General features: G+C 66.4%; 20 protein-coding genes. 12 read left to right on the top strand and 8 right to left on the bottom strand.

Translation table 11 applies throughout. From position 1 onward, the window contains the following. Positions 1 to 59: 59 nt before the first annotated feature. On the bottom strand, positions 60 to 1,457 hold the full coding sequence (locus AC4GYS_RS02165; protein WP_491107467.1) for a PAS domain-containing protein: 1,398 nt from the start codon (positions 1,455 to 1,457) through the stop codon (positions 60 to 62). A 156-nt stretch (positions 1,458 to 1,613) separates the two neighbouring features. On the opposite strand from AC4GYS_RS02165, the gene AC4GYS_RS02160 reads away from it, so the two are divergent. From AC4GYS_RS02160 to AC4GYS_RS02125, 8 genes are all read left to right on the top strand, one after another. Continuing rightward, a complete protein-coding gene (locus tag AC4GYS_RS02160; protein ID WP_491107466.1) occupies positions 1,614 to 1,853 on the top strand; it encodes a KTSC domain-containing protein in 240 nt (79 codons plus the stop codon). A 74-nt stretch (positions 1,854 to 1,927) separates the two neighbouring features. Further along, on the top strand, positions 1,928 to 2,158 hold the full coding sequence (locus AC4GYS_RS02155) for a hypothetical protein (protein ID WP_491107465.1): 231 nt from the start codon (positions 1,928 to 1,930) through the stop codon (positions 2,156 to 2,158). A 111-nt stretch (positions 2,159 to 2,269) separates the two neighbouring features. Then, entirely contained in the window at positions 2,270 to 3,562 is a 1,293-nt protein-coding gene (hmgA, locus tag AC4GYS_RS02150; RefSeq protein ID WP_491107464.1) for a homogentisate 1,2-dioxygenase, read from the top strand. After that, a complete protein-coding gene (gene fahA / locus AC4GYS_RS02145; protein ID WP_491107463.1) occupies positions 3,559 to 4,845 on the top strand; it encodes a fumarylacetoacetase in 1,287 nt (428 codons plus the stop codon). The genes hmgA and fahA overlap by 4 nt, the downstream gene beginning before the upstream one ends. Further along, on the top strand, positions 4,845 to 6,149 hold the full coding sequence (locus tag AC4GYS_RS02140) for a M20/M25/M40 family metallo-hydrolase (RefSeq protein ID WP_491109346.1): 1,305 nt from the start codon (positions 4,845 to 4,847) through the stop codon (positions 6,147 to 6,149). The genes fahA and AC4GYS_RS02140 overlap by 1 nt, the downstream gene beginning before the upstream one ends. Beyond that, the gene (locus AC4GYS_RS02135) at positions 6,146 to 6,454 is read left to right on the top strand and encodes a GNAT family N-acetyltransferase (protein ID WP_491107462.1); all 309 of its coding nucleotides are present in this window, start codon (positions 6,146 to 6,148) and stop codon (positions 6,452 to 6,454) included. Before AC4GYS_RS02140 ends, AC4GYS_RS02135 begins: the two co-directional genes overlap by 4 nt. 62 nt (positions 6,455 to 6,516) lie before the next feature. Beyond that, positions 6,517 to 8,847: a PAS domain-containing hybrid sensor histidine kinase/response regulator gene (locus tag AC4GYS_RS02130; RefSeq protein ID WP_491107461.1), complete on the top strand. Its 2,331-nt coding sequence runs from the start codon at positions 6,517 to 6,519 to the stop codon at positions 8,845 to 8,847. Between the two features lie 77 nt (positions 8,848 to 8,924). Continuing rightward, positions 8,925 to 9,218: a hypothetical protein gene (locus AC4GYS_RS02125; protein WP_491107460.1), complete on the top strand. Its 294-nt coding sequence runs from the start codon at positions 8,925 to 8,927 to the stop codon at positions 9,216 to 9,218. Between the two features lie 3 nt (positions 9,219 to 9,221). On the opposite strand, the gene AC4GYS_RS02120 is transcribed toward AC4GYS_RS02125, so the two are convergent. The 3 genes from AC4GYS_RS02120 to AC4GYS_RS02110 form a co-directional block, all read right to left on the bottom strand. Beyond that, a complete protein-coding gene (locus AC4GYS_RS02120) occupies positions 9,222 to 11,555 on the bottom strand; it encodes a putative bifunctional diguanylate cyclase/phosphodiesterase (RefSeq protein ID WP_491107459.1) in 2,334 nt (777 codons plus the stop codon). 70 nt (positions 11,556 to 11,625) lie between these two features. Further along, positions 11,626 to 13,560: a M1 family metallopeptidase gene (locus tag AC4GYS_RS02115; protein ID WP_491107458.1), complete on the bottom strand. Its 1,935-nt coding sequence runs from the start codon at positions 13,558 to 13,560 to the stop codon at positions 11,626 to 11,628. 228 nt (positions 13,561 to 13,788) lie between these two features. After that, a complete protein-coding gene (locus AC4GYS_RS02110) occupies positions 13,789 to 14,373 on the bottom strand; it encodes an HD domain-containing protein (RefSeq protein WP_491107457.1) in 585 nt (194 codons plus the stop codon). A gap of 105 nt (positions 14,374 to 14,478) precedes the next feature. Between AC4GYS_RS02110 and AC4GYS_RS02105 the strand changes: the two genes are divergently transcribed. Beyond that, complete coding sequence (locus tag AC4GYS_RS02105) at positions 14,479 to 15,675, top strand: sensor histidine kinase (RefSeq protein ID WP_491107456.1); 1,197 nt, start codon at positions 14,479 to 14,481, stop codon at positions 15,673 to 15,675. Positions 15,676 to 15,704: 29 nt separating this feature from the next. Next, positions 15,705 to 16,511, top strand: coding sequence for a LytR/AlgR family response regulator transcription factor (locus tag AC4GYS_RS02100; RefSeq protein ID WP_491107455.1), 807 nt, complete (start codon positions 15,705 to 15,707; stop codon positions 16,509 to 16,511). Here the strand turns inward: AC4GYS_RS02100 and AC4GYS_RS02095 are convergent. Beyond that, positions 16,508 to 17,755, bottom strand: a complete 1,248-nt coding sequence (locus AC4GYS_RS02095; RefSeq protein WP_491107454.1) for an ABC transporter permease — start codon at positions 17,753 to 17,755, stop codon at positions 16,508 to 16,510. The two genes, AC4GYS_RS02100 and AC4GYS_RS02095, sit on opposite strands and share 4 nt — an antisense overlap. After that, entirely contained in the window at positions 17,752 to 18,705 is a 954-nt protein-coding gene (locus AC4GYS_RS02090; RefSeq protein WP_491107453.1) for an ABC transporter ATP-binding protein, read from the bottom strand. Before AC4GYS_RS02090 ends, AC4GYS_RS02095 begins: the two co-directional genes overlap by 4 nt. Positions 18,706 to 18,776: 71 nt before the next feature. Between AC4GYS_RS02090 and queG the strand changes: the two genes are divergently transcribed. Beyond that, entirely contained in the window at positions 18,777 to 19,850 is a 1,074-nt protein-coding gene (gene queG / locus AC4GYS_RS02085) for a tRNA epoxyqueuosine(34) reductase QueG (protein WP_491107452.1), read from the top strand. Here queG and AC4GYS_RS02080 read toward each other — a convergent pair. After that, on the bottom strand, positions 19,811 to 20,173 hold the full coding sequence (locus AC4GYS_RS02080) for a hypothetical protein (RefSeq protein ID WP_491107451.1): 363 nt from the start codon (positions 20,171 to 20,173) through the stop codon (positions 19,811 to 19,813). The genes queG and AC4GYS_RS02080 overlap by 40 nt on opposite strands. A 90-nt stretch (positions 20,174 to 20,263) precedes the next feature. Here AC4GYS_RS02080 and AC4GYS_RS02075 point away from each other — a divergent pair, with 90 nt between their 5' ends. Then, positions 20,264 to 21,265 (top strand): adenosine kinase, encoded by a 1,002-nt coding sequence (locus AC4GYS_RS02075; RefSeq protein ID WP_491107450.1) that lies wholly within the window; start codon positions 20,264 to 20,266, stop codon positions 21,263 to 21,265. 7 nt (positions 21,266 to 21,272) lie between these two features. Here the strand turns inward: AC4GYS_RS02075 and AC4GYS_RS02070 are convergent, their stop codons facing one another. Then, positions 21,273 to 21,611: a hypothetical protein gene (locus AC4GYS_RS02070; protein ID WP_491107449.1), complete on the bottom strand. Its 339-nt coding sequence runs from the start codon at positions 21,609 to 21,611 to the stop codon at positions 21,273 to 21,275. Positions 21,612 to 21,690 lie beyond the last annotated feature (79 nt).

The raw sequence follows: 21,690 nt of genomic DNA, 5'->3' as shown, positions 1-21,690 counted from the left end.
TGGAAGGTCGGCGGCGCTATAGCCCCCCGCTCAAGGGAGGGACAACCCTTAGGGACCGCTCAGGCGGCGACGCGCTTCAAGACCTTGTCGAGCATCGTCGGGTCGCTGACCGCGGCAATGGGCGATACGGCGCCGTGAGCCTCGCGACGCACGAGCACCAAAGCGAACTCGCCGTTGCCGGCCAGGGCATAGAGCGGGCGAGCTTCGGCGGCGCGTAGCCGCGAGACCGCGGTTTCGCGCCAACCGCCGGTATCGCCGTCCGGCCTGCGCAGGCGCCGCTCGGCCTCGACCAGCCCCTTGAGGCCGCCTGGATAGGTGTCGATGAAAGACAGGAATCGGCCGCTGCCGATCTCCTGCCGGGCCGCATAGGACAGGGCGGCAGCATATTCGGTCAGCCGTGCCTTGTCGTAGGTAACGCCGAACACCAGCTTGGCCACAGCCGTCATCGGCGCGCGAGCCTGCACCACGATTTCGTATTCTTCCAGCAGCGCGGCATATTCGTCGGGCGACGCCACCGCGGCGCAGGCGAAGTCGTAGGCAAGACCCAGTGCCTGGTAGAGCGCCTGGCGGCTGCGACCGTCGGCGGCCTTGGCGTCTTCGGCGGTGGCGCGGGCGGCGGACAGCCAGTCGGCCAGCGTCGCTTCGCCTGCCGCCTGCAGCACGTCCGGATCGGCCAGCGGTCCATCCTGCCAGGCGATATGTTCCGCCGGCGGCGCGACTTGAGCCGCGGGTGAGGGCGGAGCGAAGTCTGCAACCGGTTGTTCGGCGGGAAAGTCGTCGAACGAGCCGTCCTGCATCTCTGCCGACAATTCCATCGCCTCGTCGTCCAGCTCGTCGCCGAGTTCCAGGGGCGGCAGGTTCGGCACCAGGACAGCGTCGGGAGCGGCCAGGCCGGGATCGGACTGGAAGACGGGGGCAGGTGCCGGGGCCGGCTGCGCGGCCACCTGTTCGGTCCAGCTGAACACGCCGTAGACGAAGTCGATCGTATCGCCGTCGGACGAGAAGGGCATCAGGATCCCGCGATAGCAGTGGCCGACCCCGCGCTGATTGACGAACTCCGCCTCGATCCCGACCGGCGCGCGGCTGTCGAGGATCTGGTCGTGATATTGCGTCAGCCGCGAGAGCAACGACCCTTCGGGCACCTCGTCCATGCTTTCGATATCATTGTCGAGATCGCATTCGCGGCGCAGTGCCACGCCGATATAGGCGGTGGTGGGGTTTGCCGGACCGGAGGTGAAGTCGAGCAGGACGCTGTTTTTGGCGAATTCGGCGACACTGGCCGGATTGAGATCCTCGATCGACGGAAAGTCGCGGCCGTCGAGCAGCGATGCCCAGTAATTATAGGCGCGCACCTGCAGTCGCCGCTCGTCGGCGCTGGCGGGAACTTCGGTGACTTCGGGCGCGTGGCTACCGAAGGCGGGTTCGAGTTCGTTTGCCAGATCGCGGAAACTGTCCATTGCTGCCCCAGATACAGTTCGTTCCGGACGAATATGACATAATGACGTTACCAAAGCGTTGAGCGTGTCCGCTAAACGGGTGGCACGCGGACTCACTGGAAGAACGGTTCGTCGCAGCGGAGGAATCCAAGCCGCTCATCGTCCGTTCTCCGCCAGGTGAGTCCCTCAACCCTCATTCGTGCCGCCCGCTATTGGCCCGACGATCGGGCGCTGGAACTCTGCTTCGCCGGAGGTCGCCGGTATCTTTACCTCAACGTGCCTCCCAAGCTGGCGGAACAGCTGGCTGCCGCGGGCTCGAAGGGGAAGTTCTTCAATGACCGGATCAAGGGCCGTTTCACCTGCCATGAGCTGGCCGACCGTACCGACACCGATCGGCGGCGCGCCGCCAACGACTAACTTGTCACGGGACAGGCGGAACCGCGTTCGCCCGGTGATCGTTACGCCGCCACAACAGGGAGTGGAGTATCCTCATGGCTGATGATCTGAACAACGACGGCGTGCGCGATCGGGACCCGGTGGTTGAGCGCACTACCATCGTCGAAACCGGCGGCGACCGCAGTGGCGGCGGCGGCGTGCTCGCCATCGTGCTGCTGATCCTGGTCCTCCTGGTGCTGGCGTTTCTGTTCCGCGACCAGCTTGGGTTCGGCGGCGATACGACCGAAATCACGGTCCCCGACAAGATCGACGTCAACATCAATTGATCCGCTGACGGCCGGATTGAGCAATGGAGGCGGCAGCTGGCGCTGTCGCCTCTTTGTTCGTTCAGGCAGCCCAAGCTTTTCACCACCGTCGACGACGCGTAGAGCATCGACATGCTCAGCAATTCTTCCCCAGCCTATATGAGCGGCTTTGGCGGCCATCATTCGACGGAAGCGGTGCCCGGCGCGCTTCCGCAAGGACGGAACAGCCCGCAGCGGCCAGCCTTCGGCCTTTACGCGGAGCAATTTTCCGGCAGCGCCTTCACCATGCCCCGGCACGAGAACCGGCGCAGCTGGCTTTACCGGATGCGGCCGAGCGCTGATCATCGCCCCTTCGTTCGCTATCAGGGTGCGCCGCGCCTGAAGGCGGAGGCCGGGCCGGAGCCGCTGGCGCCCAACCGCCTGCGCTGGGACCCGATCGCCCCGGCGCCGGCGGGGACCGACTTCGTCGACGGCCTGGTCACCGCGGTATTCAACCGCTCGCCGGCCGAGCTGGAGGGGGTGGCCGTCCATCTGTACGCCGCCAATCGTGACATGGACGGGCGCGTGTTCGTGTCCGCCGACGGCGAGCTGCTGATCCTGCCGCAGCAGGGCCGGCTCGACATACTGACGGAGCTCGGCCGGCTGGAGATTGCGCCGGGGCAGATCGCATTGATCCCGCGCGGGGTCCGGTTCCGCGTATTGCTGCCGGACGGTGAAGCGCGTGGCTATGTCGCGGAGAATTACGGCGCACCGTTCCGACTGCCGGACCTAGGCCCGATCGGCGCGAACGGACTTGCCAACCCGCGCGACTTCGAAACGCCGGTGGCCTGGTTCGAGGACCGCGACGAACCGACCGAGGTGGTGCAGAAATATGGCGGGCAGCTATGGACCACGGTGCTGGACCATTCGCCGCTCGACGTGGTGGCATGGCACGGCAACCTGGCGCCATTCCGTTATGACCTGGCTCATTTCAACACCATCGGGACGGTCAGCTTCGACCATCCCGATCCGTCCATCTTCACCGTGCTGACGTCGCCGTCGACCGTGCATGGACGCGCCAATGTCGACTTCGTGATCTTCCCGCCGCGGTGGATGGTGGGGGAGGACACGTTTCGGCCGCCCTGGTTCCACCGCAACGTGATGAGTGAATGCATGGGTCTGCTGACCGGCGAATACGACGCCAAGGCGGAGGGCTTCGCGCCCGGCGGGCTGTCCTTGCACAATTTGCTCAGCGGGCACGGCCCCGACGTGGACACGTGGCGCAGGGCCTCGGAGGCGGAGCTCAAACCCGTCAAGATCGCGGGCACGATGGCCTTCATGATCGAAAGCTGCTGGCCGTTTGAGGTCACCGCCGAAGCGCTCGGACGGGCGCAGCCCGACTACGATCTGGCGTGGGCCGACTTTCCCAAGGCGGTGCTGCCGTGAGCGGGCTCGATCACACCCACGACCCGGCGCTGACGAGTTGGGTCGAAAGCGCGAACGGGCACCGCGACTTTCCGGTGCAGAACCTGCCTCTCGGCGCATTTTCGGCGGACGGGCAGGGGCGGCGGATCGGCGTTGCGATCGGCGATTTCATCCTGGACCTGACGGGCGTTGCCGACCTGCTCGACGAGGAATGGCGCGAGGACCTGGCGCTTCCCGTTCTGAATGCCTGGCTGGCGCGCGGGCCGGCGGATCACACGGCGCTTCGCCACCGCCTGGTCAAGATATTGAGTGACGGGCGCTACCGCGACGATGTCGAGCCGGCGCTGATCGGTCAGTCCGAAGCGACGACCTATCTGCCGTGCATCGTCGGCGACTACACCGATTTCTACGTCGGCATTCATCACGCCACCAACGTCGGCCGGCAGTTCCGGCCGGACAATCCCCTGTTACCCAACTACAAATATGTGCCGATCGGCTATCACGGTCGCGCATCGAGCGTGCGGGCATCGGGCGAGCCGGTGGTCCGCCCAAGCGGCCAGCGCAAGCCGCCGGAAGCGGACATTCCCGAGTACGGTCCTTCGCGGCGACTGGACTATGAGTTGGAGCTCGGCCTGTGGATCGGGCGCGGCAACCGCTTGGGCGAGCCGATTCCGATTGGCGAAGCGGCGGAGCATATCGCGGGATATTGCCTGCTGAACGACTGGTCCGCGCGTGACCTCCAAGCGTGGGAATACCAGCCGCTCGGACCGTTTCTGGCCAAGAATTTCCTGACCAGCGTGTCGCCGTGGGTCGTGACGGCCGACGCATTGCGGCCGTTCCGCGTCGCCGGTTTCGAGCGGCCGGCGGGCGACCCGCAGCCGCTCGAGTACCTTCGCGACGAGGATCCGGCGCCGGGCCTTGGGCTGACGATTGAAGCGCTCATCTCGACCGAACGCATGCGCAGCGAAGGGATCGCGCCGCATCGGTTGAGCCACGGCAATGCCGCTGCCGCAATGTACTGGAGCGCGGCACAGATTGTCGCGCATCACAGCAGCAACGGCTGCAACCTGCAGCCCGGCGACCTGATCGGCACCGGTACCTTGTCGACGGCGAGCGACGACGGGCTCGGTTCACTGCTGGAAATCAGCCGCGGCGGCAAGCTGCCGATCACCCTGCCCAGCGGCGAGACCCGCAGCTTCCTGGAGGATGGCGACGAGTTGATCCTGACCGCCCGGGCCGAAGCGGAAGGAGCGGTCGCGATCGGCTTCGGCGAGTGCCGGGGAGTGGTGGTGGCGGCTTCGTGATGCGATTGATCGCTTGGGGCATGGCCGCCCTGTTGATGGCCGCGCCCGTGTCGGCGGCGCTCACCCCGGCGGAGCAGCGCATCGCAGCCACCGTGACCGTCGAACAGCCGCGGACGCTGGCGCTGCTTGAGCGGATGGTAAACCAGAACAGTGGCTCGCAAAACGTGGCCGGTGTGGAAGCCGTGGCGCAGATGCTCCGCCCCGAATTCGAGGCACTGGGCTTCGCCGTCCGCTGGATCCCGCTGCGACAGACCGGGCGAGCCGGCCATCTGGTCGCGACCAAGGCAGGCCGACGCGGCACGAAAAGGCTATTGCTGATCGGCCACCTCGACACCGTGTTCGAGCCGGACTCGCCCTTCCAGCGTTGGACCCTGGAGGGCGACCGCGGCCGAGGACCGGGCGCGGCCGACAACAAGGGCGGAGTGGCGGTCATCGTCGCCGCACTACGCGCCATGCAAGCGGCGGGGACGCTGCGGCAGGCCAATATCGAGGTTTTCTTGACCGGCGACGAGGAGGATCCGGGAGCGCCGCTCGACCTTGCCCGCCGTGACCTGATCGCGGCCGGCAAACGGGCCGACGCCGCGCTCGACTTCGAAGGGCTGGCGCAAGAAGCCGGGCGCGACATGGGCTCGATCGCCCGGCGCAGCGTCGCGGACTGGACCTTGACTGTCGCCGCCCGTGGCGCGCACTCCAGCGGCATCTTCTCCCCGGGCACCGGCTACGGCGCGAACTATGAGCTTGCGCGGATCCTGGACGAATTTCGCCGCGAGCTGACCGAGGACAAGCTGACCTACAATGTCGGGCTGATCGCCGGCGGCAGCTCGGCCAGGCTCGATGCGGGCAAGATCCGGGCGGAGGTCGCCGGCAAGAGCAACGTCATCGCCAGCGAGGCCGTTGCTCGCGGCGACCTGCGCGGATTGAGCCTCGAACAGGTGGCGCGGGCCAAGTCGCGGATGCAGTCGATCGTCGCCCGCCGGTTGCCCGGGGTCATGAAAGCCGAGCTGCTGTTCGAGGACGGCTATCCGCCTATGGCGCCGACGGCGGGTAATCGCGCGCTGCTCGACCGATTGAACGAGGTCAACACGGACCTGGGTCTGTCCAAGATGGAGCCACTTGATCCGGTCAAGCGCGGCGCTGGTGATATCAGCTTCGTTGCGGCGGATGTGGATGGACTGGTCGGACTGGGGCCGGCCAGCGAGGGCGATCACACGGAAAGAGAGCGGGTCGACATTCCCTCCATCTGGCGGCAGGCGACCCGCGCGGCCATTCTGATGAGCAGGCTGTCGCGGGAGCGCAGACGATGATCGATATCCACGACAATACGGAGGCCGGCCGGTTCGAAACAACGTTCGCGGACGGCAGTGTGGCATTCGCCGAATACCGCATCGAAGGCGATCGGATGGTCTTTCCGCATACCGTCGTCCCCCCGGCGCACGAGGGGCAGGGCGTTGCTTCGCAACTGGCAAAAGCGGCGCTGTCGACAGCGCGAGCGCGTGGGTTGCAGGTTGTGCCCCTTTGTCAATTCTTCGCCGCCTACATGGCTCGCCATCCCGAAACGCACGATCTTCTGGCCGACGATTTCCGGGGCAAGTTGCCGACTGTCGTCTGATGGTGCGCCACCCGGCATTTGGGCCTGTTTGCAGAACAGGCGGAAGGGTCTAGCTTGATGACATGGGGGCAGCCGATCCTTCCGGGCTGAGCGACCGCGTACCCGCGTTCGATTTCACGCAAGTGCTGGGCATCGCCGATGCCCTGCCGATGCTGCTGTGCTTCATCGATCGCGAGCAGCGTTACCGTTTCTGCAATCGCGCCTTTGCCGAATTCTTCGGGCGGCAGCGATCGGAGATCCTCGGCCGAACGCTGCAGGAGTTGCTTGGCGAGGAAGCGTATCGCGAACGGGCCCCCTTGCTGGACGCCGCAATGCGGGGGGAACGGCAATGGTTCGCGGCGGAATTCAATCATCCCGAGCGCGGCCGGCTGGCACTTCAGACCGAGTATCTGCCGCAAAGTGATCCGGACAGCGGCGAGATCATCGGACTCGTGATCCTGGTTCACGATGTCAGCGAGCAGCGGGTCGCCGAACGCGCCCTGCGCGAGTCCGAAGCGCGTTTCCGCAGGATTGCCGATTCCGCGCCGGTGATGATGTGGGTGACACGGCTCGACGGCCGGCGGGAGTTCGTCAACGAAGCCTATCTGCAGTTTGCCGGCCTGACCCGTGAACAGGTCAGTTCCCACGAATGGCGGCAATGGATTCATGCCGACGATTGGGACCGACTGGTCGCCGAGAGCCAGGCGGGCGAGGCGAGCCGGCAACCGTTCACGCTCGAGGCCCGCTACCGCCGGCACGATGGCGAATGGCGCTGGTTGCGGTCGGTCTCCCGCCCGCGATTCGGACCCGACGGGGAGCTGATCGGCTTCATCGGGGCGGCGTTCGACGTGACGGTGGCGAAGGAAGGCGAGCGCGCGCTGAAGGCTTTGGTCGACGAGCGGACCGCCGCATTGTCGGCAAGCGAGGCCCGCTTCCGAGCGATCTTCGATGCGGTGCAGGAAGTGATCGTTCTGTTACGTCCGGACGGCACGGTGCTGGAGGTCAATCAGACGCGCACCGGCTGGCGCGCGCATGATCCGCGCGAGGCGGTCGGTGGCAAGCTGTGGGACGCCCCCACGGTTCGCGCTTTTCCCGAGATTGCGGAGAAGGTGCACGAGGCGGTGGCCCTTGCGGCAAGCGGGGAGAATTATTCCGAGGAAGTGACGCTCGCCCGGCCCGGCTCCGCGACGCATCACCTGGCCGTGACCCTTCATCCCATCCTGGGAGAAAGCGGCGCGGTTCGCTACCTGCTGTTCGAGGCCCGCGATGTGACGGAATTGCGCGGGGCGCAGGAACAGCTGCGGCAAAGCCAGAAGATGGAAGCGCTCGGCCAGCTGACCGGCGGCATCGCGCATGATTTCAATAATTTGCTGACCGTGGTTGTCGGCGGGCTCGATATCATCGCCAAGCGGGAGACCGATCCCAAGCTGCAGCGCTACGCCAGGAATGCGCTGGAGGCAGCAGAGCGCGGCGCCCGGCTGACTGCACAGCTATTGGCCTTCAGCCGTGTGCAACGGCTGGAAGTGCAGCCGACCTATGTCGCGCCGTTGGTCGAGCATATGCGGCCGCTGCTTCGCAACGTGCTTGGACCGCGCATCAACAAGGTGTTCGAACTGGACGGCAATCTGATGCCGGTACTGGCCGATCCCACGCAGCTCGAACTCGCGGTTCTCAATCTTGCGATCAATGCGCGGGACGCCATGCCGGACGGCGGCACCCTCACCATCCGGACCGAAAAGGTGGCGGTCATCGGCGATCCGGAGATGGCCGACGGCGATTATATCGTGCTGAGTATCGAAGACGATGGCACCGGGATGCCGCCGGAGGTCGCCGAGCGCGCGTTTGAACCGTTCTTCACCACCAAGGAAGTCGGCAAGGGAACCGGGCTGGGCCTGTCGATGGTCTACGGCGTAGCGCGCCAGTCGGGCGGGACCGCGCGCATCAAGAGCACGCCTGGCTCCGGCACCTGCATCCAGCTGTTCTTCCGCAAGGCGAGCGAAAACGGCTCCGCTCCGGAAGCCAAGGCCGGGGCGTCGGCCCGGGCCGACGAATCGGTGGGCGGGTCGGTTCTGGTCATCGACGACGATCCCGATGTGCGCGGCTTCGTAACGGCGACGCTGGACGACCTCGGCTACCAGGTGCGCGAAGCGGCCGATGGACCTGCCGGGCTGGCCGAATTCCGGCGTGAGGCGCCCGATCTTGTGATCCTGGACTTCGTCATGCCTGGCCTTACGGGCGCCGATGTCGCGCGGGAGATCATGGCCGAACGGCCCGGCCAGCCGATCCTGTTCGTGTCCGGCTACAGCGAAACGGATGCGGTCCGGGAAGCGGCGCCCGGCGCCCCGCTTCTGGCCAAGCCGTTCCGGGCGGAGGCACTCGACGAAGCGGTGCGAGGCCTGCTCTGCGCGACCTGACCTGCGCCACGTGCAGCCAAGGGGCGGGTTGAACGTTAACCGTCGGGTATTCGCTTGGATGAAAGTTCGGCGCGATGATGACAGGGTTACTCTTGATGGTGGCGCAGGCGGCCGCAACGCCGTTCAATCCCGCGGCCGCGGAGCTGTTCGAACGGGACCCCGTACTGCATGGCTGGGCGGTCGAGGACCATGACCGCAATGGCGACGGCTGGCTGACCACTTTCGAGGCCCAGGGCGCAGCGGCGGCTTTCAAGGAAATGGCCGACGCGGACCGGGACGGACGAGTGACCGTGCGGGAGTTCGAGGAGGCCAAGCGTTTCATCATTGCGCGGAAGGGAAATGCGGGTCCGCAGGTCGCGGCGGCCCGCTGAACCCTATCCCGCGAGCCGCTTGGCGCCGAGACCCATCACCATCTGGTTCGCGCGGTCGTAGCTCAGGGGCTTGCCGAACAGATAGCCCTGGATCGTGTCGCAGCCGAGGTCGCGCATGCGCTCGAAATCCTCCGCGGTTTCCACCCCTTCCGCGGTTACCGACATGCGGAAGCTCTTGGCCAATTGCACGATCGATTGGATGATGGCGACATTGCCTGCCTTGTTACCCGCTTCGCGGACGAAGCTGCCGTCGATCTTCAGCTTGTGGAACACGGCCTTGTTCAGATAGCCGATCGACGAATAGCCGGTGCCGAAATCGTCGAGCGCGATTCCCACGCCGAGTTGGCGCAAGCGACCGAGGACGGCCAGCGTCCGATTATCGTCATCGAGGAATACGCCCTCGGTGACCTCGAGCTCCAGCCGGTTGCCGGGCAGTTTGTGCCGGGCCAGCGCCTGGCTGACCATGTTAGGCAGCGCGGGCAGGATGATTTGCTTGGGGCTGATGTTGAGCGCGACGGTGATCGGTTCGGGCCAGGTCGCAGCCGCCTTGCAGGCTTCCTCGATCACGAACTCGCCCAATTCCCCCATCAGGCCGCATTCTTCGGCCACTGGAATGAAGACGTTGGGCGGGACGAAGCCGCGCTTGGGATGGTTCCAGCGCAGCAGCGCTTCGAAGCCGACCAGCTTTTGCGTCTTGGCGCTGACCAGCGGCTGGAAGGCGAGGTGGAACTGGCGCGAGGCGAGCGCCGCGCGGATGTCGGCTTCCAGCCGGATACGGTCGTCCTGTTCGTGCTGCAGCTCGTGGCTGAAGTAGCGGGCGACACCGCGGCCGGCGTCCTTGGCTTGATAAAGGGCAAGGTCAGCCTTGAGGATGAGGTCGTCGACCGTCGCGCCGTCGATGGGACCGAACGCACAGCCGACCGACACGCCGATGCGGATTTCGACGCCGTCGATCCGATAAGGCTCGGCGACGGAAGCGATAATCCGCTCGGCGAGCTGTTCGACCTTGGCCCGGCTTTGCGCGTCGGGGATCACGATGGCGAATTCGTCGCCGCCCAGGCGGCCGACATGCCCGTCGCTGCCGACCTTGTCGCACAGCCGCTTGGCGACGGCCTGCAGCACGGCATCCCCCTTGGGGTGGCCGAACGTGTCGTTGACCGGTTTGAAGCCGTCGAGATCGAGGAACATGATGGCGCACGGCACATTGCTGGCCATCGCAACGCGCAGCGATTCCCCAAGCAGTTGCCGCACTCGGCCCCGGTTCGGCAGACCAGACAGGACGTCGACGTTGGCGAGGTGAGTCAGCCGTTCCTGGGTGTGCCGGATGTCCGTGATGTCCGACCCGACCCCGCGAAAGCCCTCGAAGCGGCCGGCCGTATCGATGATCGGATCGCCGGCCATCGAGATCCAGCGCGGGCCGTGCGGCGTCTTCAGTTCCATTTCCAGGTTGAGGAAGGCGCGCTTGTCGAGCAGCACGCGCCCAAGTTCGGCATGGCCGCCCAGCAATGCGGGCAAGGGCTGCCCGATAAGCTGGCTGCTGGGCCGCGCAAGCAGCGCGCTCATCCGGCTGGAGATATAGGTGACACGGTTGTCGGCGTCGATCTGCCACAGCCAGCCCACGCCGCGCTGTTCATATTCCTGAAGCAGCAGAGAAGCGCTTTCCGACTGCGACCCCATGTCGGCATTGGCCTTGAGCTGGCGGAAGGCCCAACGGGCGACGATCAGCACCCCGAAGATCGACACGCCCAGCGTGAACATGATGGATAGCATGTGCTGGTAGGGGATGGTGTCGCGGGCGACGAACATGCTGCCGCACATGCCGATGGTGAAGGCGACCATCCAGGCGGTCGCGCTGGCCGGCACCACCACGAGCGCCAGGCCGGCGACGGCGATCCCCGCCATGATCGAACCGGCAATCACCTGGTCGGCGGCGCCCAGCGAGGGAAAGAGATAGAGCGGCAGGCTGAGCCAGACGGCGGCGCGGACGACCACGTCGCCGATCAGCAGGGGCGGCGGCACGGCTTTGCCCGATCGGCCGACGCAGACCACCGCCTGATGCTGCGACCAGCGCATGGCGACGATGTTGAGGGCGCTGACGACCAGCGCCCACGGGAGCAGATATTCGGTCGGGACGGAGCCCCACAGCGCGGTGCAGAACAGGAGCGCCGCGACCATGTTGGCCGCCGCAAAGAAGGGCGCGAGCTGGCCCCGCGAGATGAGCTGGATGTCCTTGAGCGGGGAGGCCGCGCGATCGACATCCTTTGCGGCCGCCACCGACTCGCCATCGGGCAGCCGCGCCGCTATCATTCGCTTGTACCGGTCTGGTGCCTCGTACACGTTGCCTCGCTAGCCTCTTCAGCGCGGATTAGCCGAAGAGGGTTGAGGCCGAGTTAAGATGACGCCGAAATTACAGGCCCAGCTCGTCAAGCTCGCCGGTCACCAGCGGGTGGTACAAGGGCCTTGCCTGACGATAGACGCGTGATGCGATCGGCCGGCCCCAGCCGGCGTCGGCGGCCAACGCCTTGATCAGCGGCCGGACGAACTTGCGGCGGCCCTGCGTGGTCAGGAACCGCTCCAGCGCGGGCACGGCCGGATCGTAGCGATTGGCGACCGCAAGCTCGAGCCAGGCGAACTTCACTTCCATGTTGCCGGTTTCGTTGAGCTGAAATGCCCGCTCCAGCCGGTCGAGCGTGGCGCGGGCTTGCTGGCGCGGCAGGCGCTGGAGAAAGCGGAGACGCTCATCGGTCGTCCAGCGCGGCCATTGCGCGGTCGGGAGAGCGGCGGGCGCGGCAGCCACTGCGCGATCGACCTCGGCAAATGCCTGTCGATCTGCCGGCACGCTGTTGGCAGGGATGCCGGGCTGATAGACCCATTGATCAAGCTGCAGCTTCCGTTCGAGCGCCTGGTCGCCGCGGACGAGATACTGGCGCACCTCGGCCAGGAACATGGCGCTGGTGACGGGCTGAAAGGCGTGGCGGGCGAACCAGCCGCGCATGAAGTCGTCGAAGCGTTCCCGGCCGACATTGGCCTCGATCATGCGCAGGAAGGCGGCCCCCTTTTCATAAGCAATGTCGGTCAGGCCATCGTCCGGGTGGCGGCTCTTGAGGTCGATCGCGAGGCGCGTGTCGGCGCCGTTGGCCCCGCCATTGTCGGCGACGCCCTTGGTCATCGCGTCGATGCCCAGCGCGACCTGCTGCCGGGCGACCTTTTCGCCGTAGATCGCCTCCACGATCCGGCGTTCGGCGTAGGTGGTGGTGCCTTCGTTGAGCCAGAAGTCGGCCCAGGTCGCGTTGGTGGCGAGGTTGCCCGACCAGCTGTGCGCGAGCTCGTGCGCGATCAGGCTGGTAAGGCTCTTGTCGCCAGCGATGAAGGTCGGCGTAAGGAATGTCATGGTGGGATTTTCCATCCCGCCGAACGGGAAGGAGGGCGGCAGTACGATCATGTCGTAGCGGCCCCACTCGTAGGGGCCGAACAGCTGCTCGGCGGCGACGACCATCTTTTCGGTGTCTTCCAGCTCCTTCGCGGCGGCGGGGAGGCTGACGGGCTCGGCCCAGACGCCGGTGCGGGGACCGAGCGGCTGGAAGGCGAGATCACCGACCGCGATGGCGATGAGGTAGGGGGCGACGGGCTTGTCCATCCCGAACTGAAATGTTCGCTTCGGAAGTTCTGGATTGATCGTGCCACGCGACGGCGCGCTCATGACGACCTCGAGCGGCTCCGGCACGGTGATCTGCGCACTCCACGTTTGCCGGATTCCTGGCGAATCCTGCGTCGGGATCCAGCTACGGTTGAAGATCGACTGGCCCTGGCTGAACAGGAAAGGGTGCTGCTTGCCGGCGGTCTGTGCCGGGGTCAGCCACTGCAAGGCCTCCGCATCCGGCCTCGAGCGATAGCGGACGACGATCCGCCGGGTGTCGGGGCCAAGCTCGATCTGGAACGGCGTGCCGAGATCCTTGTCCTCGGCGCCGAAGCTATAGGCGAGCGGCCGGCCGGCGCCGTCGGTGACCGACTGCACCTCATAGCCCTTGCGGTCGAGGACGATGACGCGAGCGGTCGGCTGACGCTCGATATCGAGTGTCGCGGTGCCGCCAATGGTCTTGCTCGCGAAGTCGACTGCGAGGTCGAGCGCAACGTGCTGTACGCGCGCCTCCAGCGGCCGGGCGAAGCTGTGCGGGTCGACGGCGTCGGCGGTGGCGAGAACCGGCGCGACCATCCGACCGGATGGAGCCGGCCCTGGCTCCGGCGCCGGTGCGGGAGGCGGCGCCTGAACCACGGCAGCAGGCACGGTCTGGCAGGCGGCGAGCGCCAGCGCGCTGGAGAACAGAAGCAGGGTACGGGTCATGCGGCGACTCTCAAACAAGGATTGGCCGAACGCCGGCTGAACGGCGATTCGCGGAAATTCAACTTGGGCAACATGGACGCGACGTCCGCCATATGTTCACCTCCGCCGCGAGGTGCGGAAGCGGTCGGCTGGAGAAAGACGTTGCGAGACATGGGCGCTTCGTAGCGAAGCGCGGGTGAGTAGGACAGCGCGCTGGCCCCTCGCGTCAGCCGTCCGGCAGGGTGATATCTATTCAACCGCCGGCTTGTAGATGCTCTGCAACGGACGTTCGAACACCCGACGCACCATGGGTTCGAAGAATTCGAGGGGGGCGCTGTCGTAGGCCGGATCGAAGGCCGCCTGATCGTACTGCTCGCAGAAGCGAGCGGTATCCTCGAAATTGGGGTGGCCGCGGAATCGTTCGCGCAGGTCCCGATCCATGCCCAGGTGATGGAAGAAATAGTAGCCCTGGAAGATGCCATGCTGTTCCACGATCCAGTGCAGCCGCTCGTCGACGAAAGGTTTCAGGATGGCGGCGGCAATATCGGGATGGTTGTAGCTGCCCAGCGTATCCCCAATGTCGTGCAGCAGTGCGGCGACGACATAGCGCTCGTCCTCCCCGGCGCGATGGGCGCGGGTGGCGGTCTGTAGCGAATGCTGAAGCCGATCCACAGGAAAGCCACCATAGTCACCATCCAGCAGTCGCAGGTGGATGAGAACCCGGTCGGCAAGCCTGCCGGCATAAGGGAAGAAGTGGCCGGCGATCACCGCCCAGTCCTCGGCAGTGCCTTCGTCCATCGACCGGAAACCGGCGCGATCGGGTTGGTCGTTCATCGGTGACTCCTCGCCTGATGGAGGGTGCACCTCTCGAACGCGGCTCGCAATGCCGAAAGCAGCAGCCTATATTCGTTGCCATGAGGTGGACGGCCGAGCGAATCCATGGCGACCGATAGCGCGTCGTTGACAGCGGACCGGCCAGCCGCCGCGCCGGCAACGCCACCACTGACCTTGATGAAGCGACCTCGCGCGATCGAGCCGCGCCGCGGCCCGCTGGCGCAGTCGGTCGGGCTGGACCGGCCGTTCTTTGCCGACAAGAATCGGGCGTTCTGGATCCTGCAATCGGCCGGGTGGGCCGGTTATTTCGTCCTTCGCACGCTGGGCGGCGTCGCCAACGCCATGCCTGCGATGTTCGTGGTCCACACGTTGCTGCTGACAGCCACGGGCTATTCGCTGACGCTGCTGATGGGATCGCTGTTCCGGCGGCTGATCACCATGCGAGCGCTTTATACGGTGGTTTTGAGCCTGGGCGCGGTGGTGCTTGCGGCGGCTGCATTCTCGATCATCGAGACCTGGAGTCATTCGACGTTCGTCGATCCCGGCTCGCGGCCGGTGGGCGCCAAATATTTCGGCGCCATCCTGCTGAATTTCGCGCTTCTCGCGGCCTGGTCGGCACTTTATTACGGCATCAACTATTATCTGCTGCTGGAAGAGGAGATCGACCAGCGCGGCAAGCTGGAAAGCCAGGCCTCCACCGCCCAGCTGGCGATGTTGCGGTATCAATTGAACCCCCATTTCCTGTTCAATACGCTCAATTCCATTTCGACCCTGGTGCTGCTGAAACAGACGGAGCGAGCCAACGCGATGCTGGCGCGGCTGTCCTCGTTTCTGCGCTACACGCTGGCCAACGAGCCGACGGCGCAGGTGACGCTGGCGCAGGAAGTGGAAACGCTGAAGCTTTACCTGGAAATCGAGAAGATGCGGTTCGAAGATCGCCTGCGGCCGCATTTCCGGATTGATCCCGCGACCATCGGCGCTCGCTTGCCGAGCCTGCTGCTCCAGCCGCTAATCGAAAATGCGATCAAATATGCCGTGACGCCGAGTGAATCGGGGGCCGACATCTGGCTTTCGGCCACTCGCGAAGCGAACGGCATCCGGATCGAGGTGGCCGATAATGGGGCCGGGGGACAGGACGGGTTGGTCGCGACCCAGTCCACCGGTGTCGGACTGGCGAACACCAAGGACCGTCTGGCGCAAGCCTATGGCGCGGCGCACAGCTTCGCGACACGCACGAACGAACATGGGGGATTTAGCGTTATTGTCGACATTCCGCTCGACACCGGTCCTGTGGCCGGCTGATCGACGACCTCAAGAGGAACAAGCAGTTCATGAGCATTCGCACCATCCTGGTCGATGACGAGCCCCTCGCCACGCAGGGCCTGCGCCTGCGGCTGGAGGCGCATGAGGACGTGGAGGTGATCGCCACCGCCAACAACGGCCGGGAAGCGATCCGCGCGATCAAGACGCACAAGCCGGACCTCGTCTTCCTGGATATCCAGATGCCGGGCTTCGACGGCTTTTCGGTGATTCAGGGCCTGATGGAGGTGGAGCCGCCACTGTTCGTGTTCGTGACCGCCTTCGGCGACCATGCGCTGCGCGCGTTCGAGGCGCAGGCGGTCGATTACCTGATGAAGCCGGTGGAGGAAGACCGGCTGGCCGCGACCATGGAGCGGGTGCGGCAGCGGCTGTCGGAGAAGAGCGGAGCGCAGGAGGCCGAGCGGCTGAAGGCGGCCCTGGTCGAACATGCGCCCGAAGCAGCCGAGGAACTGGCCGAAGGCGGAACGGCCGAGCCGCACGCCTCCAACCGGTTCGAGAAGATGATCAACATCAAGGATCAGGGGCAGATCTTCCGCGTCGACGTGGACACGATCGAGCGGATCGACGCCGCCGGCGATTACATGTGCATCCAGACCGGCGACAATACGCTGATCCTGCGCGAAACCATGAAAGATCTGGAAAAGCGGCTCGACCCGCGCCGCTTCCAGCGGGTTCACCGCTCGACCATCGTCAATCTCGATCTGGTCAAGCAGGTGAAGCCGCATACCAACGGCGAATGCTTCCTGGTGCTCGACTCAGGCGCGCAGGTGAAGGTCTCGCGCAGTTATCGCGACGTAGTCGCCCGGTTCGTCCACTAGGATTGCGGCCCCGCTGCTGCGGCGGTCGCTGCTGGGGCCGCCTTCCACGGCCAGCGCCAGCGCCGCTGCGGCCCGCTTTTCAGCACGGATCGGCGGAAGAAAGCGGCGGCGAAGCGCAGGATCAGGGTCAGCCACAAGATCTGCCAGCCGATCGCCAGCAGGTGCGGCCACCAGCGCTCGTCCAGCGCCGCGCGGGCGAGCATCGCGTAGGGCGAGGATAGCGGGAAGGCGGCGGCGAACAGTCCTCCGGGCCCGTCCAGATTGCCGACCGCGGCGGCGGCGATGGCGAAGATGACCACCTGGCTCATGGTGATCGGCATGGACAGGGTCTGCACCTCGCGCACCGTGGAGGCCTGGGCGCCAATGCCGAGGAAGGCGCCGCCGATCAACAGGTAGCCGAAAGTGAAGTAAACTACCGACAGGAGAATGAAGCCGGGCCAGCCGAGCGCGGGCGCCGGAAGGGCCCCGAGCGCGCCGCTGTCGGCGAACAGCAGCACGCCGACGATCGCCGCGCCTGCCCAGACGGCGATGCCGAGCAGGGACACGCACAGCATGGCGAACAGCTTGCCCAGGAAAATGGCTTCCACCGGCACGGCGGCGGCGAGTACCTCGATCACCTTGTTCGATTTCTCCTCGATCAACTGCGACAGCAGCATGCCGGCGAGCAGGAGGGTCAGGAGGAACAGCAGCACCTGGCCGGCCTGGGCGGTGATGGTGCGCGCCGTGGCGGTCTTGCCGGACGAGCGATCGACCGTGGTGAGCTCGATCGGTCGGCCGGAGAACCATGACGGCAGCTGTGCCTGCGCATTGATAAGCTCGATCTGGCGCAGCACCGGGCTGTCCGCTTCCACCGAGCCGGTCAATCGCGGCTGCTGCGGCGCACCGCTCAGGACCGCGAGCGCGGGCGAGTTGGGCGCGTCGAGCAGCTTGCGGGTCAGTGCCTCGGGATTTCCGTTGGGACGAGCCTGCACGAGCCGCACGGTCGAGCCGGACGGCATGGCGCGAGACAGGCGGTCGCGGGCCGCGTTGAGGGCGGCGAATTCGGCGTCGGTCGCGATGACCGCCACCACCGGCTGTTCCGCCTTGCTGGCGACGCTGGCGCCGATACCCCCGAACAGCGCGCCGATCAGGATCGGGAACAGCGGGCCGATCAGGAAGAACAGGAAGGTCTTGGAGAAGACGGTGGCGGTGAAGTCGCGGCGGCCGATGACCAGCGCCGAGCGGAAGATGTTGAACGCCTTCACGAAGCCTCTCCTTCATCGTCGCCAAGAGCGCGGGCGGCCGCTTCGCCCGCGATGGCGACGAAGGCGTCGTGCAGGCCGGGACGCTCGATGGAGAGCGTCTCGATCCCCGCGCCGCCGTCGATCAGCGCCTTGAGCAGGGGTTCGGGACCGTCGGCGGGAAGCTCGAACGTCCACATCGGGCCTTCGCGCCGGGCATTGGCCGGCAGGGCCGCTCGCCACGGGCCGTCGGCCGTGCGGGTCGTCAGTTGTACGATCGGGCGGAGGGTGCCGCGCGCTTCGTCCACGCCGCCTTCGAACGCGACCTTGCCCCCGGCGATGATCGCGATCCGCTCGCACAGCCGTTCGGCATGGGCGATGACGTGGGTCGAGAAGATGACGGTAACCCCCTCCGCGGCGCGGGCGCGGATTTGCTCCTCCAGCTTGGCCTGGTTGATCGCATCGAGGCCGGAGAACGGCTCATCGAGCACGATCAGCCGCGGGTCGTGGACCAGGGTTCCAAGCAGCTGAACGGTTTGCGCCATGCCCTTCGACAGGGTTCGGATCGGCTTGTTGGTCCAGTCGCCAAGGCCCCGCTCGGCGAGCATCAGGGCGGCGCGCTTGCGGCCCTCCTTCAACGGCAGTCCACGCAGCGCCCCCATGAAGGCGATCGCCTCGCGCGCGGTCATTGCGGGGTAAAGGCCGCGCTCTTCGGGCAGGTAGCCGACCTCGTTCGCCGCCTCCAGCGGACGAATGCGGCCGAGCAGCGAGCGGGTGCCGGAGGACGGGTCGATGATGCCGAGCAGCATGCGCAGCGTGGTGGTCTTGCCCGCTCCGTTGGGACCCAGGATGCCGTAGATGCTGCCGGTCGGTACCGACAGGGTCACGCCGTCGACCGCGCGCTTGTCGCCGAAATCCTTGACGAGCGCGTTCGCCTGAACGGCGAGGTCGGAAAGCGGCGGGGCGTGGAGCACGAACGTTCCTGAGCCAAGACTTGAAGGACAGCCCTTCGACAAGCGCAGGGCAGCGAGCGTAATGGAGCCACGTGTCTGACTCGGAAAGCCTTAAGGAAGCAATACGGTCCGAGGCCGCGCGACTGGGCTTCGTGTCATGCGGCTTTGCGCGGGCCGATGCGGTGCCGGGCGCGGGCGAGGAGCTGAAACGCTGGATCGCCGCCGGGCGGCACGGATCCATGGGGTGGATGGAAGAACGGGCGGGCCAGCGCGCGCATCCCCAGGCGCTGTGGCCGGAGGCGAACAGCGTGATCGCACTGGCGATGAGCTATGCCCCGGCCGAGGATCCGCGGCGACTGGAGAGCGAAACGGGCATCGGGCGCATCAGCGTCTATGCGCAGGGCGGCGATTACCACAAGACGGTGAAGAAGGCGCTGAAGGCGCTTGCCCGCTTCATCGTCGAGACGGTCCCGAGCGAGCTCAAGGTCTTTGTCGATACGGCCCCCGTGATGGAAAAGCCATTGTCGGCCGCGGCCGGGGTCGGCTGGCAGGGCAAGCACACCAACCTGCTCAGCCGAACCCACGGCAACTGGTTGTTCCTCGGGGTCATTTTTACCGAGCTGAGGCTGGAACCGGATCCGCCGCGGCAGGAACATTGTGGAAGCTGCACCCGCTGTCTTGCCGCCTGCCCCACGGATGCCTTCGACGGGCCACGCCGGATCGATGCCCGGCGATGCATATCGTACCTGACCATCGAGCATGCGGGCCCGATCCCGCATGAGTTTCGCGCCGCCATGGGCAATCGCATCTATGGCTGCGACGAGTGCCTGGCGGTGTGCCCATGGAACCGGTTCGCGGAGCAGGCGCAGGCCAATATGGCCTTCCTGCCCCGCGCGGAGTTGGCCGCGCCCAGGCTTGCCGACCTGCTGGCGCTGGACGACGTGTCATTCCGAGAGTTGTTCGCCGGATCGCCGATCAAGCGGATCGGACTGAAGCGCTTCCTGCGCAATTGCCTGATCGCGGCCGGGAACAGCGGCGACCCGGCCCTGTTGCCAAGGGTCGATAGCCTGCGTTCGGATGAGGATCCGGTCGTCGCGGATGCGGCCGAATGGGCGAAGGCGCAGCTTCAGCCCGCGGCTTGCAGTGCCGCGATACATCCCGCCTGATCGGTCGGATCACCCGATGGCCGCCGCGCCTCGACATAGGTGACGCGCAAGGTTTCGCCGGCGGCATTGGCGGGCGGGTAGAGGAACGCGTCGAGCACGCAGGATGGCGCAGACCATTGCAGTTTCACCCCTGCGCCTTCGCGCACCTGAAAGCTGGGCTGGCCGAAGCGGGCGCCGAGTTCGTCAACGGTGAGTCCGACGAGGCCCCCCGCCGGCCGCGGGAGTTGTGGGGCGACCGGGCCGGGCGCCGCCGGCTGGGTCCTGGGGGTCGTCGTACAGGCCGCGAGCAGCAGCGCGGCAGTGGTCGGAGCTAGAAGGCGCATGGCTGCGCTGTTTGGCGGCGCGCGACTGGACTGGCAAGCGGGCGGCGGCTAGGCGGCGCGCTTTCCCGATCTGCTGAAAGCCCCGCTCTTATGACCAAGCCCCGCTACGACGTGCTTTGCGTCGGCAACGCCATCGTCGACGTGATCGCGGACGCGACCGACGCTTTCCTGGCAAGCCAGGAATTGACCAAGGGATCGATGCGGCTGATCGACGAAGCGGAGGCCGAGCGGCTGTATGGCGTGATGGGGCCGGGCCGCGAATTGTCGGGCGGATCGGCCGGCAACACGGCTGCCGGGCTGGCCGCGCTGGGATGCAGCACGGCCTATATCGGGCAGGTGGCGGACGATCAGCTGGGCGCCATCTATCGCCACGACATCAAGGCGCAGGGCATCGATTTCCTGGTCGAACCGCGCGGCGACGTCGGAGCCACGGCCCGCAGCCTGATCCTGGTGACGCCGGATGCCCAGCGGACCATGAACACCTTCCTTGGCGCCGCCCAGATGCTATCGGCCGACGTGATCGATCATCAGGCGGTCAAGGACGCCGGCATCCTCTATCTCGAAGGCTATCTGTGGGATCCGGAAGGGCCGCGCGCGGCGATGGAAGCGGCGATTGCCGACGCCAAGGCGGCCGGGCGCAAGGTCGCCTTCACCCTGTCCGACACGTTCGTGGTGGACCGGCACGGTCCCGACTTCCTGCGTCTGCTGGACGAAGGCAAGATCGACATCCTGTTCGCCAATGCCGCGGAGCTGGCGGCGATGACCGGCGAGCGCGATCATGAGGCAGGCCTGGCCAAGCTGGCGCCGAAGGTCCCGCTGCTGGTGGTGACCCACGGCGAACTGGGCGCGACCGCCACCGCGGGCGGCGAGCGGGCGAGCGTTCCGGCCGAGCCGATCGAGCGGCTGGTCGATACCACCGGTGCGGGCGACCTGTTCGCTGCCGGTTTCCTTGCCGGCCAGGCGCGCGGCCTTGGGCTGGAACAGTCGCTCAGGCTCGGTGCGATCGCCGCGGCCGAGGTGATCCAGCATTATGGCGCGCGGCCCGAAGCCGATCTCAAGGCGCTCGCCGGCGAAGTGCTGCAGCCGGCTTGAGGTTCCGTCAGCAGCGCCAGCCGCTGCCTGTCCAATATTGCCGCTCGCAGCTGCTGTTCTGGCTCACCCAGCGCGGCAGGCTGCGATCCGGCCGGTCGTGCCACCAGTCGTTGAAGCTATCGGGCGCGAAGCTGCGATTGTTGTAGTAAGCCCAGCCTTCGGGACTACCGAAGCCGTAAACGAGTGTCGGCCCTCGCACGCGCCGGCCATGATCGCCGTGGCCGCCGCCGTTGCCGGTGTGAACCCTGACGCCGTTTGACGGCGAGCTTGCCAGCTGAGCGTCAGCGGCGGCGGGAAGAGCGATTGCAGCCATTGCGGCAGCGCAGAGAAGGGGCAGGCGGGACATGGATCCGCGTTCCTTTCCTTTGCCCCCCGGTAGGGCATGAATGCGCGGGCGCAGGCGTGGTTGCAAAAAGGGCGGCGCC

The organism is Sphingomonas sp. SP1 (genome assembly GCF_058313395.1).
This window is presented reverse-complemented; position numbering and strand designations above follow the sequence as displayed.